General features: G+C 67.4%; 13 protein-coding genes, 1 tRNA gene and 1 pseudogene. 8 read left to right on the top strand and 7 right to left on the bottom strand.

All coding sequences use genetic code 11. The annotated features are described in order from the left end of the window. Nucleotides 1-73 precede the first annotated feature (73 nt). The gene (locus ABD089_RS03775; protein ID WP_343884875.1) at nt 74-610 is read left to right on the top strand and encodes a phage holin family protein; all 537 of its coding nucleotides are present in this window, start codon (nt 74-76) and stop codon (nt 608-610) included. A 96-nt stretch (nt 611-706) separates the two neighbouring features. On the opposite strand, the gene ABD089_RS03770 is transcribed toward ABD089_RS03775, so the two are convergent. The 4 genes from ABD089_RS03770 to nth form a co-directional block, all read right to left on the bottom strand. Then, nucleotides 707-2,446 (bottom strand): alpha-glucosidase, encoded by a 1,740-nt coding sequence (locus tag ABD089_RS03770; protein WP_343884874.1) that lies wholly within the window; start codon nt 2,444-2,446, stop codon nt 707-709. 172 nt (nt 2,447-2,618) lie between these two features. Next, the gene (locus ABD089_RS03765) at nt 2,619-3,278 is read right to left on the bottom strand and encodes an NUDIX hydrolase (RefSeq protein WP_343884873.1); all 660 of its coding nucleotides are present in this window, start codon (nt 3,276-3,278) and stop codon (nt 2,619-2,621) included. Beyond that, nucleotides 3,275-3,961: a TlpA family protein disulfide reductase gene (locus tag ABD089_RS03760; RefSeq protein WP_343884872.1), complete on the bottom strand. Its 687-nt coding sequence runs from the start codon at nt 3,959-3,961 to the stop codon at nt 3,275-3,277. The genes ABD089_RS03765 and ABD089_RS03760 overlap by 4 nt, the downstream gene beginning before the upstream one ends. A gap of 2 nt (nt 3,962-3,963) precedes the next feature. After that, entirely contained in the window at nt 3,964-4,686 is a 723-nt protein-coding gene (gene nth, locus ABD089_RS03755; protein WP_386769122.1) for an endonuclease III, read from the bottom strand. A 110-nt stretch (nt 4,687-4,796) separates the two neighbouring features. Between nth and ABD089_RS03750 the strand changes: the two genes are divergently transcribed. The 4 genes from ABD089_RS03750 to ABD089_RS03735 all read left to right on the top strand — a co-directional run bounded on the left by ABD089_RS03750 (nt 4,797) and on the right by ABD089_RS03735 (nt 7,513). After that, nucleotides 4,797-5,969 carry an alanine--glyoxylate aminotransferase family protein gene (locus tag ABD089_RS03750; protein ID WP_343884871.1) on the top strand — a complete coding sequence of 391 codons (1,173 nt, stop codon included), beginning with the start codon at nt 4,797-4,799 and terminating at the stop codon, nt 5,967-5,969. 96 nt (nt 5,970-6,065) lie between these two features. Then, nucleotides 6,066-6,794 carry a Crp/Fnr family transcriptional regulator gene (locus ABD089_RS03745; protein WP_343884870.1) on the top strand — a complete coding sequence of 243 codons (729 nt, stop codon included), beginning with the start codon at nt 6,066-6,068 and terminating at the stop codon, nt 6,792-6,794. 90 nt (nt 6,795-6,884) lie between these two features. Then, nucleotides 6,885-7,052 carry a Sp36 family protein gene (gene sp36 / locus ABD089_RS03740; protein ID WP_343884869.1) on the top strand — a complete coding sequence of 56 codons (168 nt, stop codon included), beginning with the start codon at nt 6,885-6,887 and terminating at the stop codon, nt 7,050-7,052. Continuing rightward, nucleotides 7,049-7,513: a RidA family protein gene (locus ABD089_RS03735; RefSeq protein WP_343884868.1), complete on the top strand. Its 465-nt coding sequence runs from the start codon at nt 7,049-7,051 to the stop codon at nt 7,511-7,513. The genes sp36 and ABD089_RS03735 overlap by 4 nt, the downstream gene beginning before the upstream one ends. Nucleotides 7,514-7,641: 128 nt before the next feature. On the opposite strand, the pseudogene ABD089_RS03730 reads toward ABD089_RS03735, so the two are convergent. Continuing rightward, a pseudogene (locus tag ABD089_RS03730) lies at nt 7,642-7,935 on the bottom strand (WhiB family transcriptional regulator); the annotation flags it as partial. A gap of 150 nt (nt 7,936-8,085) precedes the next feature. On the opposite strand from ABD089_RS03730, the gene ABD089_RS03725 reads away from it, so the two are divergent. The 3 genes from ABD089_RS03725 to ABD089_RS03715 all read left to right on the top strand — a co-directional run bounded on the left by ABD089_RS03725 (nt 8,086) and on the right by ABD089_RS03715 (nt 11,566). Then, nucleotides 8,086-10,554 (top strand): transglycosylase domain-containing protein, encoded by a 2,469-nt coding sequence (locus ABD089_RS03725; RefSeq protein WP_343884867.1) that lies wholly within the window; start codon nt 8,086-8,088, stop codon nt 10,552-10,554. Next, nucleotides 10,551-11,444: a metallophosphoesterase gene (locus ABD089_RS03720; protein WP_343884866.1), complete on the top strand. Its 894-nt coding sequence runs from the start codon at nt 10,551-10,553 to the stop codon at nt 11,442-11,444. The genes ABD089_RS03725 and ABD089_RS03720 overlap by 4 nt, the downstream gene beginning before the upstream one ends. A 48-nt stretch (nt 11,445-11,492) precedes the next feature. After that, nucleotides 11,493-11,566: transfer RNA gene (locus ABD089_RS03715), tRNA-Pro, on the top strand. Between the two features lie 354 nt (nt 11,567-11,920). Here the strand turns inward: ABD089_RS03715 and murJ are convergent. Next, on the bottom strand, nt 11,921-13,630 hold the full coding sequence (murJ, locus tag ABD089_RS03710; protein WP_343884865.1) for a murein biosynthesis integral membrane protein MurJ: 1,710 nt from the start codon (nt 13,628-13,630) through the stop codon (nt 11,921-11,923). After that, the gene (locus tag ABD089_RS03705; RefSeq protein ID WP_343884864.1) at nt 13,627-14,892 is read right to left on the bottom strand and encodes an aspartate kinase; all 1,266 of its coding nucleotides are present in this window, start codon (nt 14,890-14,892) and stop codon (nt 13,627-13,629) included. The genes murJ and ABD089_RS03705 overlap by 4 nt, the downstream gene beginning before the upstream one ends. Nucleotides 14,893-15,090: the final 198 nt, after the last annotated feature.

Here is a 15,090-nt window from a genome sequence, read left to right as displayed (position 1 = left end):
GCCGATGTGTGGCGCCCGACCCCGTGCCTACCTCTAGGCTCAAGGTGTATCCGATCCGACGCAGGAGACTGAGATGGCGATCCGACTGACCCGCTCCACGGCCTATGAACGCGCCGCCCAGCGCATCAACCCCAAGCAGCTGGTCGACAACATCAAGGGCGACGCCCAGGTCATCACCCGGGACATCCCCAAGCTGGCACAGGCCGAGATCAAACCCGCCGCCAAGGCTGCCGGCATCGGCGGCGGCATGTTCGGCGCCGCAGGCTACCTCGCGGCCAACGCCGCCTCGCTGCTCTTCCTGGCCGGCGCTGGTGCCTTCGGCGCCTGGTTCGTGCACCTGTTCACCTGGGGCTGGCTCGCAGCCGCTGCACTCGGTGCCGTCGTGATGGCGATCATCCTGCTGCTCATCGCGGGCATCTTGGCGCTGCTCGGCAAGTCGCAGATCAAGAAGGTGCAGCCGCCCAAGCAGACGATCGCCGAGACCAAGGCCACTGTCGACTCGATCAAGGCCTCCCTCACGCGCGGTGTCCAGGAAGTCAACACCGACGCCCGGGACCGTTCCGGTCTGGCCGAGGTGAAGAAGCAGGCCTCCGACCTCGAGAAGCACTGAGGCGCAGCACCCACAGCTCAAGAGACAGCGACCCCGCACGGTTGAACCGGGCCGGGTCGCTGTCTGTCTGGGCGGTTGTGGCAGGCCAGGCCCAGCTCAGCGCACCTTGAGCACGCGCGACTCCCAGGGCTGCAGCCGGTCGGACGCACGCTCCGCATGGGTGGCCAACCAGACGTCCCCGTCGGTTCGCAGCGCCTCCGGCAGCTCCACTTCGGACGGCGACAGGTTCGCCAGCACCAGCAACTGCTCGTCCCCGTCTGATCCGCTCAGAGAGCGGGTGTAGCAGAAGAGCTGCTCGTGTTCGGGCTCCAACAGGTCGAAGACGCCCTCGCGGACGATCTCGTGGTCATGGCGCAGGCCGATCAGCGACCGGTAGTGGTGGAAGACCGAGTCGGCGTCGGCGACCGCGGCTGCGGCGTTCACCACGTCCTTGTTCGGGTTGACCGCGATCCACGGCTCCCCGGTGGTGAAGCCAGCCTGCTTGGAGTCGTCCCACTGCATCGGGGTGCGGGCGTTGTCGCGTCCCTTCACGGCAAAGCTCTCCAGCAGTGACTTCTCAGGTGTGCCCAGTTCGCGCGCCTCGGCGTAATGGTTCAGGGCCTCGATGTCGCGGTACTGGTCGATGGAGGTGAAGTGGGCATTGGTCATGCCGATCTCCTCTCCCTGGTAGATGTACGGCGTGCCCTTCATCAGGTGCAGCACGGTCGCCAGCGTCTTGGCGGAGGCGACCCGGTGCTCGTCCGAATCGTCCCCCCAGCGAGAGACGATGCGCGGCTGGTCGTGGTTGTCCCAGTAGAGCGAGTTCCAGCCGCGGCCCTCCATGCCGTACTGCCAGCGCGACAGCGAGGCCTTGAGGTCGGGTAGGTGCAACGGCTTCAGCGCCCACTTGCCGCCACCGGGCACCTCGTCCAGCCCGACGTGCTCGAACTGGAAGACCATGTCCAGTTCCTCGCGGGAGGGGTCGGTGTAGTTGGCAGCCGCATCGAGGGTGACGCCGGGCATCTCGCCGACGGTCACCAGGTTCTGCCCGGCCATCACGTGCTGGTGCATCTCGTGCAGGAACTCATCCATGCGCGGACCGTCGAAGTGGTTCGCCCCGTCGGCCAACGGAACGGACTTGCTGATCATGTTGATCACGTCCATCCGGAATCCGTCGACGCCGCGCGCGACCCACCAGTTCATCATCGCGTAGACCGCCTGACGCACCTGCGGGTTCTCCCAGTTGAGGTCGGGCTGCTTGGTGCTGAACAGGTGCAGGAAGTACTCACCGCGCAGCTCGTCGAACTTCCACGCCGAACCGGAGAACATCGAGCGCCAGTCGGTCGGTTCCGCACCCTGCTCGCCGGGGGCGAAGCCCTCGCGCGGCGGTGCCCACCAGTACCAGTCGGCCTTCTCCGAACCCGGACGACGTGACTCCTGGAACCACTCGTGCTCGTCGGAGGTGTGGTTGACGACCAGGTCCATCACCAGCTTCATGCCGCGCTGGTGCAGGCCCGCGATCAGGTCGTCGAGGTCGGCCAGGCTGCCGAACAGCGGATCGATGTCCTGGTAGTCGGAGATGTCATAGCCGTTGTCGTCCTGCGGGGAACGGTAGGCCGGGGACAGCCACACGACGTCGACGCCGAGGGTCGCGAGGTGGTCGAGGTGGTCGATGATGCCACGGATGTCGCCCACCCCGTCGCCGTTGGAGTCGGCGAACGACCGGGGATAGATCTGGTAGACGACAGCCCTCTTCCACCAATTGGGGGTGCGTGCCTGGAGGGCGTCACTGGGCTGGACTTCACTGGGCTGAACTCCACTGGGCTGAACTCCAGTGGCAATGGCGTCATTGGGCATGCGTCGATCCTTCCAGATGGCCCGACAGTTCCGAGGGGTCCATCGTCCCGGCGTGCCCCGATCGCACGGCCTGGGCGGGGGTATCGGTACACGACGACCTGTACCCGCCCCCGGGTTCGGGTTTGGGTCAGGGGTCAGTCACGGCACCTCTGCACCGAAACCCGAAGCCAGGTCAGCGCGGTCCGCGTCCATCCTGGATGAAGCGCCTCGGGACGGGCATCAGTCGCGACGAATCCCACGGGCGGGACCAGCCGCCGAGGTCCAGCAGCCGATCGGTGAGGGCGGCGGTGAAGCCCCACAGCACCAGCTCACCGAAGACGAAGGCTGGCCCTCGGTAACCGCTGGGCAGGGTTGCGGTGACCCGATTCGCGGGGTCGACCAGGTCGGCGACGCGGAAGCGGTGCACGGCCTTCACCTCTCGCTTGTCGACCGCGCCGATCGGAGAGCTTCCCTGCCAGCTGGCGACCACCGCAAAGACGTCGAAGCCGCTGGTGGGGACGTGGGCGCGGGGCAACCTTCCGAGCAGGCTCAGGTCTGCGGGCTGAACGCCGACCTCCTCGTGGGCCTCGCGCAGCGCGGTCTGCTCGGGGTTCTCACCCTCCTCCGTGCGTCCGCCCGGGAAGGAGATCTGCCCTGGATGGGACCGCAGCGTGTGCGCCCGCTCGGTGAAGGTGATGTCAAGATCATCCAGCCCAACCATGATCAATACAGCGCTGGTACGGGTGTTCCGCTCCGGAACCCGGTCGCGGCTGATCCGGATCGGCTCCAGGTCATGCGACAACGCGTCCGCCAGGCCGACCAGGGGCTCTGGAACCTCACGAGGGTCGATCATGGAACCAGTCCCAGCGTGTCCTGCAGCAGGACGCCAATCTCGGCACCGCTGGTGAACTCGTGCGACTCTTGGTAGACGACCTTGCCGGAGGAATCGAGCACGATCGTCATGGGGAGCGCCGCTGCGCGCAGTTTGATGCGGCTCAGCCCGGTGGGGTCGACGAGCTGCGGGTACTGCACACCTGACGCGGCGAGCAGTTCTCGTGCGTCCGCCTCGGAGTCCTTCACGTCGATTCCGTAGAAGTTGACGGAGCCACCGAAGGCGCGGTGAGCCGCGGCCAGATGGGTCGACTCGTTGATGCAGGGCTGGCACCACGAGGCCCACAGGTTGACCAACACCGGCTTGCCCTGCGCCAGGGACGCAACGTTGATCTTGGTCGACCGATCCCCGAGACAGGCGTAGCTGTCGTCCGGCAGGCCTCCCTGGACGCGCTTGTCGGTGCCGCCGCTGGGGCAGGCGTCCACCCCGGGCGGGGCGGTCAGGGGGGTAGCGGTCGCCAACGCGGTCGTCCGCGTCGGGACGGGCGTGGTCGGGGCTGCGGACGCGGTCGGGGTCGAACCATCGCCCCAGGTGATCTTGGGGATGCTGGAGGCGGCTGGGTCCGCTTGCCCTCCGGCGCACCCGCCGAGGGCCAAGACCGCTGCGACCAGCAGGGCCCCGGTGCACGAACGGGATCGCAGCATGGTCATCCGCGTGGTTCCCGCACGAGTTTCGCAGCCTTTGCCGGGTCGGTCTCACCCTCGCCGAAGCTGGGGCACAGGTCGGCGACCGGGCAGGCGCCACAGGCCGGACGACGAGCGTGGCAACGTCGTCGGCCGTGCCAGATCACGTCGTGGGACAGTTGCACCCACCGCTCGGGCTCGAACAGGGCGCCGACCTCGGACTCAACTGCATCCGGCTTCGTGGCAGCCGTCCACCCCATCCGCCGGGTGACTCGCATGAAATGGGTGTCGGGCGTGATCCCGGGCACCCCGAAGGCATTGCCGAGGACGACGTTCGCAGTCTTGCGGCCCACCCCGGGAAGCCGGACCAGGTCCTCCATCGTGGCTGGAACCACACCGTCGAACTCGTCGACGAGCACCTGGGCCAAACCCTGCACCGAGGCCGTCTTGGCGCGGAAAAAGCCGGTGGGCTTGACGACCTCCTCCACCTCCTCCGTGTCGGCGGCAGCCAGCGCAGCCGCGTCCGGCCAGCGGCGGAACAGCTCGGGGGTGACCAGGTTGACCCTCTTGTCGGTCGACTGCGCCGACAGCACGGTGGCGACGAGCAAGTGGAAGGGGGTGGTGAAGTCGAGCTCGCAGCGCGCCTCGGGGTAGCAGGCGCGCAAGGCGTCGTCCATCACATGGGCGCGCTCGACCAGCTCCGCGCTGGGCGCGGGTTGAGCAGCACGAGCAGCACGAGCAGCCATGCCGCCCAGCCTAGCGACCGCGCCCACCCAGCCACGGTGACCACCCAGCCACGGTGACCACCCTGTTGACCGGCGCTGGGAACACCCCTTGCGATGACTACGCTCCGTGCATGGTCAACCCCCTCTCGCACGAGCGCTTCGACAACCCGCACCTGGAGCACGTCCTGCTCACCCCCGGGCCGACGCCGATCCACCCCGCCGGGCAGGCCGCGCTGATGCGCTCGATGCTGGGCCACATGGACCCGGAGGTCTTCGCGCTCAACCACGAGATCCAGCAGGACCTTCGCGTGATGTACGGCACCGAGCCCGAAGCCTTCACCGCACTGTTGGCAGGTACCGGTTCGCTGGGTATGGAGGCAGGCTTCGCCAACCTGGTCGAGAAGGGCGACAAGGTGCTGGTGTGCGCCAACGGCTCCTTCGGCCGCCGGATGGCCGAGATGGCCGCCCGCTATGGGGCGCACGTGCGCCTGGTCACCGCTCCGCTGGGCGAGGCGATCCGCACCGACGACGTACGGGCCCATGTCAAGGGCGCCGACATGGTGGCGGTCGTCCACGGGGAGACCTCGACGGGCGTGCTCAACCCCGTCCCGGAGATCGCCAAGGTGGTCGCTGACGAGGGCTGCCTGTTCACGGTGGACGCTGTGACGACCGCCGGCATGGAGCCCTTCCACATGCAGGAATGGGGCATCGACTACGCCTACACCGGTTCGCAGAAGTGTCTGTCGGCCCCGCCGGGCCTGGCACCGGTGGCGGTCAGCGAGCGCGCCTTCGCGCGGTACAGCGCCCGTCGCAGCCCGACGCCGCTGTGGTACTGCGACTTTGAGGGCCTGCGCGCCTACTGGATCGACCACACCTACCACCACACCGTCCCGGTCAACCTGCACTATGCCTTCCACGCGGCCCTGCACGCGGCGATGGACGAGGGGCTGGAGACCCGCCACCACCGCGTCGAGGTGATGAGCCGCATCATCCAGGCCACGCTCGAACCGCTGGGCTTCACCCCCTACGTGAAGCGGGCCCAGGACCGGCTGCCCACCGTGCTGGCGCTGCGCCTGCCCGACGGCTTCGACGACGAGGGGGTCCGCGCCGAACTGCGCCGTCGCGAGATTTCGGTCACCGGCGGCCTCGGGCCCACCGCCGGGGTCATCTGGCGGCTGGGCCTGATGGGTGAGAGCGCTCGGATCGCCCCCTATGCCCGCCTGATGCGTGAGCTGGAGGACATCCTCGGCGTCGACGGCCTGGACGAGCGCTATCTCGCAGCTGTGGCAGCCGAGGGCCTGTGAGGACCTCTCACCCAAAGCCCACCACCCTCCCATCCCTACGGGTGGGGTGCCGTACACTCGTCCGCACCATCGCCCGCACCGGACCCCGGAAGGCTCATGCACGACGACCTGTTGGCCAGTTTGCCGCTGTTCCAGAACCTCGGACCCGAAACCCGGGCGGGGCTGGAGGCCCTCATGGTGCCCCGACGCCTGCACCGAGGCGAGGTGTTGTTCTCGGTCGGTGACGAAGCCGACGCGATGTTCATCCTGGTCGAGGGCAAGGTCAAGCTGACGATGCCCTCGCGCCAGCCGCAGCCCGCGCTCACGACGACCAAGCGCGGACGTCCGATGATCCCGCCGGCACGCGAGTCGCTGCTCGGCCTGATCGGCCCGGGAGAGTTCTTCGGTGAGCTCTCGGTGCTGGACGAGGGCCACCGCGCCACCACCGCCACCGCGATGCTGGAGTGCCGCCTGTGGTGCCTGCCGGGAGCGCAGGTGCGCGAGCTGATGGCCCGCCACCACGACTTCACGATCGCGATGGTGCACCAGCTGGCCCACCGCATCCGGATGGCGAACGAGGTGACCAGCGGGTTGGTGCTCAGCGACGTGCCCGGACGCCTGGCCTACGTGCTGCTCAGCCTGGCGGACCGCTTCGGGACGGTGGGTGAACGCGGCATCGAGCTGCACCATGACCTCACCCAGTCGGAGTTGGCCCAGATGGTGGGGGCCAGCCGGGAGACGGTGAACAAGGTGCTCACCGACTTCGTGGTGCGTCGCTGGATCACCACGTCGGGCCGCACCGTGGTCATCAAGGACCCCGCGCGCCTGCGCGCACGCGTCCAGTGACCTGCGCGCACGCGTCCAGGGACCTACACGCCGTCCAGTGACCTGCGCGCACGCGTCCAGGGAGGTCCGGCGCCAGATAGATTTGGCGCCATGACCAAGTGGGAATACTTCACGGCTCCGATCCTGAGCCATGTCAGTCAGCAGATCCTCAACAACTTCGGGCTCGACGGGTGGGAGCTCGTGCAGGTCGTCCCCGGACCGAACCCCGACACCCTGGTGGGCTACTTCAAGCGTCCACTTCCCGAGGGCAACCGATGAAACCCTCCGAGCGGCTCGCCGAGCTCGGCATCAACCTGCCGCCCGTGGCGGCACCGGTCGCGGCCTATGTGCCGGCGAAGGTGATCGGCACCCAGGTCTGGACCTCCGGCCAGCTCCCCTTCCTGGATGGCAGGCTCGGGCTGACGGGCAGGGTCGGGGGAACTGGCCAGACCACTGCTGAGATGGCTGCAGGCCAGGCCCGCATTTGCGCGTTGAATGCTCTCGCTGCGGCAGCTGACGTCGCGGGCGGCGTCGACCACATCGGACGCATCCTCAAGCTCGTCGTGTTCGTGGCCTCGGAGCCGGGCTTCACCGCCCAGCCGACGGTTGCGAACGGCGCCAGCGAATTGATGGGTGAGATTTTCGGGGAGGCCGGAGCGCATGTCCGATCGGCAGTAGGCGTCGCCAGCCTCCCACTGGACGCCCCCGTCGAGGTCGAACTCGTCTGCGAGCTCGCCTGATTCGAGAGCTGGGCTGGTTACCCAGCGCGCCTTTGCCCCGTGCGCTGACCGGTCAGTTGCGCCGCCTCGCCCTTGCGGGCGCGAACGGCGGCCAGCTGGCCGGCGGCGTTGGTCAGGTCATCGACGCACAGCTGGCCGGTCTGGGTGAGTACTGGAGCTCCTCCACCGAGCAGCACGGCGTGCCATGACGTGACCCCGGGCCGCTGACGCAGCAACTGGCGCCGCTCCCGCTCGGTGAGCCCGCCCCAGACGCCCCACTCGATCTTGTGGTCGAGAGCCTCCGCGAGGCAGTGGGACCTCACGGGGCAAGAGGTGCACAGGGCACGAGCACGCTTCTGGTCCTTGCCGTCGGGGAAGAGCGCGTCTTCCAGCCCACGGCAGCGGGCATCAAGCGTCCAGTCATCGGGATTTGTGAGAGACATGTCTCTCCTCCTCCAGTCGGTGAGCAACCGTGCCATCGATGGCACCTACGGCCTTTCGTGGAACCTACCGCCTTGTGGGTGGGGTGGCAATGCTCGTTCCGCGGGTCGCGCCACCCCGACCTCACAAGGACTTCACGTACTCTGGAGCGCATGACGGAACCCGCCAGCGGCCGCAAGGCCTACAACCTCTTGATGTTCGGTCTTGCGAGCGTGCTCGCAGGCATCGTCGTGGCGGGCCTGGTGGTCCCTCCGGCCCTGCTCGCGGGCGCTGCGGTCAAGAGTGGCGCGGACTCGATGGAGAACCTCCCGGCCTCGATGGAGATCGGCGCGCAGTCGGAGCGTTCCAGGGTGCTGATGGCCGATGGTTCCACGCTGGTGGAGTTCTACGAGGAGAACCGCGTCTACGTCCCGCTGAGCAAGATCAGCAAGCTGATGCAGCAGGCGCAGGTCGACATCGAGGACGACCGTTTCTACGAGCATGGCGCCATCGATCCGAAAGGCACGCTGCGCGCGCTGGTGCGCAATGCCTCCGGTGGCACTCAGGGCGGATCGACGCTCACCCAGCAGTACGTGAAGCAGGTGCAGGTCGAGGCGGCCGTCGTCGCCGGCGACGAGGAAGCTGCGGCCAAGGCCGTCGAGCCCACCCTGTCGCGCAAGGTCCGCGAGCTGCGCTACGCCATCGCGGTGGAAAAGAAGTTCACGAAGGACCAGATCCTCGAGCGCTACCTGAACATCGCCTACTACGGCGACGGCGCCTACGGCGTCGAGGCGGCGGCCCGCCACTACTTCGGCACCACCGCCGAGAAGCTCAACCTGCCGCAGTCCGCGATGCTGGCCGGCCTGGTGCAGAACCCCGTGATGACCGACCCGGTCAACCACCCGCAGACGGCACTCAACCGCCGCGCGATCGTCCTGAACCGCATGGCGCAGCTGGGCACCATCACCGAGGCCCAGGCCGAGGCCGCCAAGAACGTTCCCTTCGACAAGACCAAGGTGGTCGCCAGCCGCAAGGGCTGCATCACCTCCAGGTTCCCCTCGCTGTGCAACTACGTCCAGAACGTCCTGATCCGTGGCGACTTCCCCGCGCTCGGCAAGACCGCGGAAGCCCGCGAGAATGCGCTGAAGCGTGGCGGCCTCACCATCCAGACCCTGATCAACCCCGATTCGCAGAAGGCGGCGGAGAAGGCGGTCGCTGGCCTGATCGCCCCAACCGACCCCTTCATCTCGACCATGACGATGATCCAGCCAAAGACGGGCCTGATCGTCGCCATGGCGCAGAACCGGCCCAAGATCGGCACTGGCAAGGGTGAGACCTACTACAACTATGCGGCCGAGGCGAAGTACGGCGGCGCCGAGGGCTACCAGGCCGGATCCACCTTCAAGGCGTTCACGATGGCGGCGGCCTTCGAGAACGGCCTGACCCCTGACCAGACCTTCAACGCGCCGATGAACATGGACTTCTCGGGCCTGAGCTTCCGCTCCTGCAAGGGCAACTTCGCCGCCACGGACTTCAACGTCAAGAACTCGGTGCAGGGCTACGCCGGCAACATGAACATGTACACCGCAGCCCAGGGCTCGGTGAACACCTACTTCGTCCAGCTGGAGAAGAAGGCTGGCCTGTGTGACACGGTCAAGATGGCGCAGAAGCTGGGCATCCAACGCGCCGACGGCCTGGACATGATCCAGGACACCCCCTTCTACGACTGGATTCCCTCCTTCACCCTCGGGCCGGTGGAGATCGCGCCGATGTCGATGGCCGAGGCCTACGCGACCTTCGCCAACAAGGGCGTCCACTGCGACCCCATCACCATCGAGTCGATCACCACGAAGGCGGGCAAGGCCCTGGCCGTCCCGTCGGCCAACTGCAAACGCGTGATCAGCGAAGACGTCGCAGACACCGTCAACAAGGTTCTCAAGTCGGTCGTCGACAAGGGCACCGGCCGGGCGGCCAACCTTTACAACGGCCACTCCATCGCTGGCAAGACCGGTACCACCGACTCCGCCGAGGCTGTGTGGTTCGCGGGCTACACCCCAGAGCTGGTCGGCGTCTCGATGATCGCCGCCGACAAGCAGTCGGCGACCTACAAGGGGCGTTCGAAGCGTTCGCTGACCGGCCGCACCGCCCACGGCACCAACTGCTCCTATGGATGCACCCTGAACGGATCTGGTGGCGGCGATGCCGGCACCATCTGGAAGTCGGCCATGCGCACCGCCCTGGTCGACCTGCCCAAGACCGACTTCAGCGAGCCCAGCCAGGACGCCCTGTTGGGCAAGTCGATGGCGATTCCCGACGTCTCCAACCTGAGCCTCACCGAAGCCCGTGACACCCTCGAGTCGGCTGGTTTCAGTGTCCAGGACGTGTACGTGCACAATTCGTCCTCCTACGGAACCTTCCTGTACATGACGCCCACCAGCGGTACCCGCCGCACCAGTGAGCCGATCTACTTCTACTGGTCCAGCGGGCCGGAGCCCAAGGCGTCCCCGACGGCGACCTCGACCCGGACGTCCTCATCGACAAGGACCTCCACGTCGAAGGCCTCCGCCACCAGTTCGAAGGCTGCGGCCTCGAGCTCCAAGGCCAGCAAGTCGTCGTCGAAGGCGACGACCAAGAAGTCATGATCGGCAAGCTGGCGGCCGCCGGCGCAGGGGCGGGTGCCTCGGCGCTGGGTTACGGCCTGTGGGAGGCGAATCGGTTCGTGCTGCGTGAAGTCGAGGTGCCGGTGTTGTCGGCCGGGCAGAGCCCGATCCGGGTGTTGCACATCAGTGACATCCACCTGACGACGTACCAGAAGGCCAAGCTCGACTGGGTGCACAGCCTGCAGGAGCTGGAGCCCGATCTGGTCGTCAACACCGGTGACAACCTGAGCCAGGCCCAGGCCATGGAGCCCCTGCTGAACGCCTGGGGCACGCTGCTGGATCGTCCCGGAGTATTCGTCTTCGGCTCGAACGACTACACGGTGCCGCGCTTCCGCAACCCGCTCACCTACTTCGCGGGCCCGTCCAGCACCGACAAGCACGATGAGCTGGCACGGCTGCCCTTCGACGACCTGCGGGCCAAGCTGACCGGGCGTGGTTGGGCCGACCTCAACCATCAGCGGGCGACGCTCGAGGTGGCTGGCCGCCGCATCGCCTTCCGGGGTACCGATGACGCGCACCTCGCCAAGGACGACTACTCGTTGGTCGCGGGGCCGGCCGAGCAGGGCGTCGACCTGAACATCGCCGTGACGCACGCGCCCTACCTGCGGCTGCTGGACGCCATGACCGACGACGGCATGGACATGATCTTCGCCGGCCACACCCATGGCGGACAGGTCTGCCTGCCGGTCAAGGGCGCGATCGTGACGAACTGCGACCTGGACACCGGACGCGTGAAGGGCCTGTCCAGCCACAGCCATGGCGGGCACAGCAGCTGGCTGCACGTCTCGGCCGGGATCGGCTCATCGCCCTTTGCTCCCTATCGGGTCGCCTGTCGTCCCGAGGCGACGCTGCTCACGCTGGTTGCCGAGTAGGCATTTCATCCGAGGGTGGGATAGGCTGTTCCACGGCCCTCGGGCCATCGGGGTGTGGCGCAGCTTGGTAGCGCGCATCGTTCGGGACGATGAGGTCGCAGGTTCAAATCCTGTCACCCCGACGACGAGGATCGGCGTGGGCTTGCCCACGATCCAAACGGAAGTCCCGGGACATCTTCGGATCCCGGGACTTCTGCGTTGCTGGGCGCTTCCATCGCCGGTGCAAGCAGCAGGCCGTCGGTGGCCCGACCGCTGAGTATCGGCACCCAGAAGCGCCACGGTTGCCCACTCAGGGCACCTGATGCCCCAAGACCAGAACCCTTGGACTCATGGATTGACCTCGTTCAATCCCAGAAGTATTCTGGTGGGCCCCGGCGGACGTGACCCCCCGAGCACGTTCGTCGGCGCTCTTGAAGGATCGGCCCCCGTCCGTGTGGACGGGGGCCGATCCATTTCGCGGCACTCGGTCGGCTGTCTCAGAATGGGAGGCGACGGCGAATCGGGGCGGTCAGGTCGTCCACCTCCAAGATCCGCAGCAGCTTCGCCCCCGCCAGGAAGACCAAACCGAAGGCGATGCCCCCCAGCACGCAGATGAGTACCGACATCACCCAGCCGGGACGAAACATCGTCATCCCGTAGGACACCAGCCACGCTGTGCCGGCACCCGCGGCCGAGGCAATCAGCAGACGCGTCCACAGCCCCAGCACGCGTCCCACGCCCATGCCACCCAGCTGGCGGTTGGCGACGGCGATGAAGACGATCGAGACCATCCAGTTCGACACGGCCAGCCCGAGCGACACCGTGGCCAGGCCCCAACGCGGCGGGACGAGGAACCAGGCCGCCAGCGCGAAGCCCACCTGCACCACGCTCAACAAGACCTGGTAGGCGAGGTTCTGGCGGCCCTCCTCCCGCGCGAAGGAGTAGCGCTGCTGCAGGGTCGAAATGCCGAAGGCGAGCAGGCCGAGGCTCATCAGCTGCAGCGACCTGGCGACGCCGTCCACCTCGGAGGCGCGCAGCCCGGGGAAGATCGCCTGCACGATCGGGTGCGCCAGGGCGACGACCAATGCGGTCGCGGGGATGATCCCGACCGCCGGCACCGTGAGCCCCTGCACGACGAGCGCACGCAGGCCCTTGACGTCCCGGTCGTTCCAGACCCGCGTCATGCGCGGGAAGAGCGCCGTCAGGATGGACACGGTCAACAGCCCATGCGGCAGGAAGAAGATCATCAGCGCGTTGTTGTAGGCCGCGTAGCCCGGGCGCTCGACTCCCCCGCGGCCCGGCCCATTCAGACTGGTCAGGGCATTCGAGACCACGATGCCGCCCACCTGCGCGATCACCAGCGCCGTCAGGGTCCAGCCCAGCATCCGCGAGGCGGCACCCATCCCCTGCCCGCGCAGTCCCCACCGGGGGCGCCAGCGGAAACCACCCTTGACCAGCGGTGGGATCAACACGAAGGCCTGCGCGATGATGCCAAGCGTGGCGGTGCCGGCCAGCGTCCAGATCATCGGCATGGTCCAGCCGAGGGCGGAGTCGTGCTTGCCCCACTGCACCAGGAAGGCCGCCAGGCCGGTGATCTGGACGACATTGGCCAGTGCCGGCGCCCACATGAAGGCCGCAAACTGGTCGCGTGCATTGAGCACATTGCCCAGCACCGCGTAGACGCCGTAGAAGAAGATCTGCGGCAGGGTCAGGTAGCCGAACAACACGGCCAGGTGCAAAGGCGCCCCTTGCAGCGAGCTGGTGACGTCCACCACCCACGGTGTCGCCGCAATGGCCAGCACGGTCACCAGCGCGATCGCGGCGAAGGCGGCGGTCAACAGGCGGTCGACGAAGTCCTGGCCACCATCGGGCCGCTTCATGGCCTTGGTGATCTGTGGAATCAGGACGGCGTTCAGCACGCCGCCGTTGAGCAGGGTGAAGATGATGTTCGGCGCGGTGTTGGCGATGCCGAAGGCGTCCGCCGCAGCCACCACACCCAGCGCAGCGGCCAGCATCGAGGTGCGCACCATGCCCAGGATCTTGCTGGCCAGCGAGCCCATCGCCATGATCGCCGAGGCACGTCCGAGCGAGGTCGCGGGACGGGTGGCCGGCGCCGCCGACCCTGCCAGTGCCCCTTGGGGCCTGTCGCGGCGCGGCTCCCCACCCGCCCAGTCGGGCGAGGGGGAACCGTCAGCGGGTTGGGTCACCGACCGGTGCCAGCGTAGACGACTGCCTCGCCTTCGGAGTCCAGCCCGAAGGCGGTGTGGGCTGCGCGGACGGCCTCATCCACCTGCTCGACGTCGACGACGACCGAGATGCGGATCTCGGAGGTGGAGATCATGTCGATGTTGATGCCGGCCTCGGCGAGGGCCTTGAAGAACTTGGCGGTGACGCCCGGGTGCGAGCGCATGCCGACGCCGACGACCGAGACCTTGCCGATCTGGTCGTCGTAGAGCAGGTCTTCGAACTCGATCTGCTCACGGTCGGCCTGCAGCGCCTCGATCGCCTTGCGTCCGTCGCTCATCGGCAGCGTGAAGGAGATGTCGGTACGGCCGCTGACGACCTGGGAGACGTTCTGCACGATCATGTCGACGTTGATGTCGGCGTGGCCGATGGTTTCAAAGATGCGGGCCGCGTGGCCCGGCTGGTCGGGAACACCGACGACGGTGATCTTGGCCTCGGACCGGTCGTGCGCCACGCCGGAGATGATTGCGTCTTCCATCTTGCTTCCTTCGGACTTGTCCTTCACCCAGGTACCGGGCTTGTCTGAGAAGGACGAACGGACGTGGACCGGGACATTCTCGCGGCGCGCGTACTCGACGCAGCGCAGGTGCAGGATCTTGGCGCCGTTGGCTGCCATCTCCAGCATCTCCTCATACGAGATCTCGGGGATCTGCTTGGCGCCGGGGACGATGCGCGGGTCGGCGGTGAAGACGCCGTCGACGTCGGAGTAGATCTCGCAGTACTGGGCACCGAGCGAGGCGGCCAAGGCTACCGCGGTGGTGTCGGAGGCACCACGTCCGAGTGTGGTGATGTCCTTCGTCGTCTGCGAGACGCCTTGGAACCCGGCGACGATGACGATGTTGCCAGCATTGAGAGCCTGCTCGATGCGTCCGGGCGTGATGTCGATGATGCGCGCATTGCCGTGGGTGCCGGTGGTCAGTACACCGGCCTGCGAACCGGTGTAGCTCTGGGCCTCGGCTCCGAGGTCGCTGAGCGCCATCGCCAGCAGGGCGGCGCTCTGGCGCTCGCCGGTGGTCAGCAGCATGTCGAGCTCACGGGGCTTCGGCTGCGGGCTCACCTGCAGCGCGAGGTCCATCAACTCGTCGGTGGTGTCACCCATGGCGGAGATCACCACCACGACCTCGTTGCCGGCCAGCTTCGCGTTCAGGATCCGGCGCGCGACGCGCTTGATCGAGGCCGCATCCGCAACCGACGAGCCACCGAACTTCTGGACGATCCGTCCCATCACACCTCCTGCGTGGGCCCCGGGTCGCTCCGGTCTCGGGCGGGGGCGCTGGCAACTCTATTGGACGCCCTGCACGATTGGGCGGCATGCCGCGTGCTGGGCTGCCTGCGTCGTCGCCATGGCACCGCCTACGGCTAGGTGTTGGTGGCAGACAGGTTCATGACAGTCGGGTGATGGGAGCTTTCCCGCCGAGTGCTC

This window comes from Luteococcus sanguinis (genome assembly GCF_039527675.1).
GTDB lineage: Bacteria > Actinomycetota > Actinomycetes > Propionibacteriales > Propionibacteriaceae > Luteococcus > Luteococcus sanguinis.
Note: the sequence above shows the minus strand (reverse complement) of the source record. Positions and strands in the feature narration are given on the sequence as shown.

Coding starts and splice junctions, on each gene's coding strand:
- nth (WP_386769122.1), bottom strand. CDS start 4,686: ATGGCTGCTCGTGCTGCTCGTGCTGCTCAACCCGCGCCCAGCGCGGAG.
- ABD089_RS03745 (WP_343884870.1), top strand. CDS start 6,066: ATGCACGACGACCTGTTGGCCAGTTTGCCGCTGTTCCAGAACCTCGGA.
- sp36 (WP_343884869.1), top strand. CDS start 6,885: ATGACCAAGTGGGAATACTTCACGGCTCCGATCCTGAGCCATGTCAGT.
- ABD089_RS03765 (WP_343884873.1), bottom strand. CDS start 3,278: ATGATCGACCCTCGTGAGGTTCCAGAGCCCCTGGTCGGCCTGGCGGAC.
- ABD089_RS03760 (WP_343884872.1), bottom strand. CDS start 3,961: ATGCTGCGATCCCGTTCGTGCACCGGGGCCCTGCTGGTCGCAGCGGTC.
- ABD089_RS03775 (WP_343884875.1), top strand. CDS start 74: ATGGCGATCCGACTGACCCGCTCCACGGCCTATGAACGCGCCGCCCAG.
- ABD089_RS03720 (WP_343884866.1), top strand. CDS start 10,551: ATGATCGGCAAGCTGGCGGCCGCCGGCGCAGGGGCGGGTGCCTCGGCG.
- ABD089_RS03750 (WP_343884871.1), top strand. CDS start 4,797: ATGGTCAACCCCCTCTCGCACGAGCGCTTCGACAACCCGCACCTGGAG.
- ABD089_RS03725 (WP_343884867.1), top strand. CDS start 8,086: ATGACGGAACCCGCCAGCGGCCGCAAGGCCTACAACCTCTTGATGTTC.
- ABD089_RS03735 (WP_343884868.1), top strand. CDS start 7,049: ATGAAACCCTCCGAGCGGCTCGCCGAGCTCGGCATCAACCTGCCGCCC.
- ABD089_RS03705 (WP_343884864.1), bottom strand. CDS start 14,892: ATGGGACGGATCGTCCAGAAGTTCGGTGGCTCGTCGGTTGCGGATGCG.
- ABD089_RS03770 (WP_343884874.1), bottom strand. CDS start 2,446: ATGCCCAATGACGCCATTGCCACTGGAGTTCAGCCCAGTGGAGTTCAG.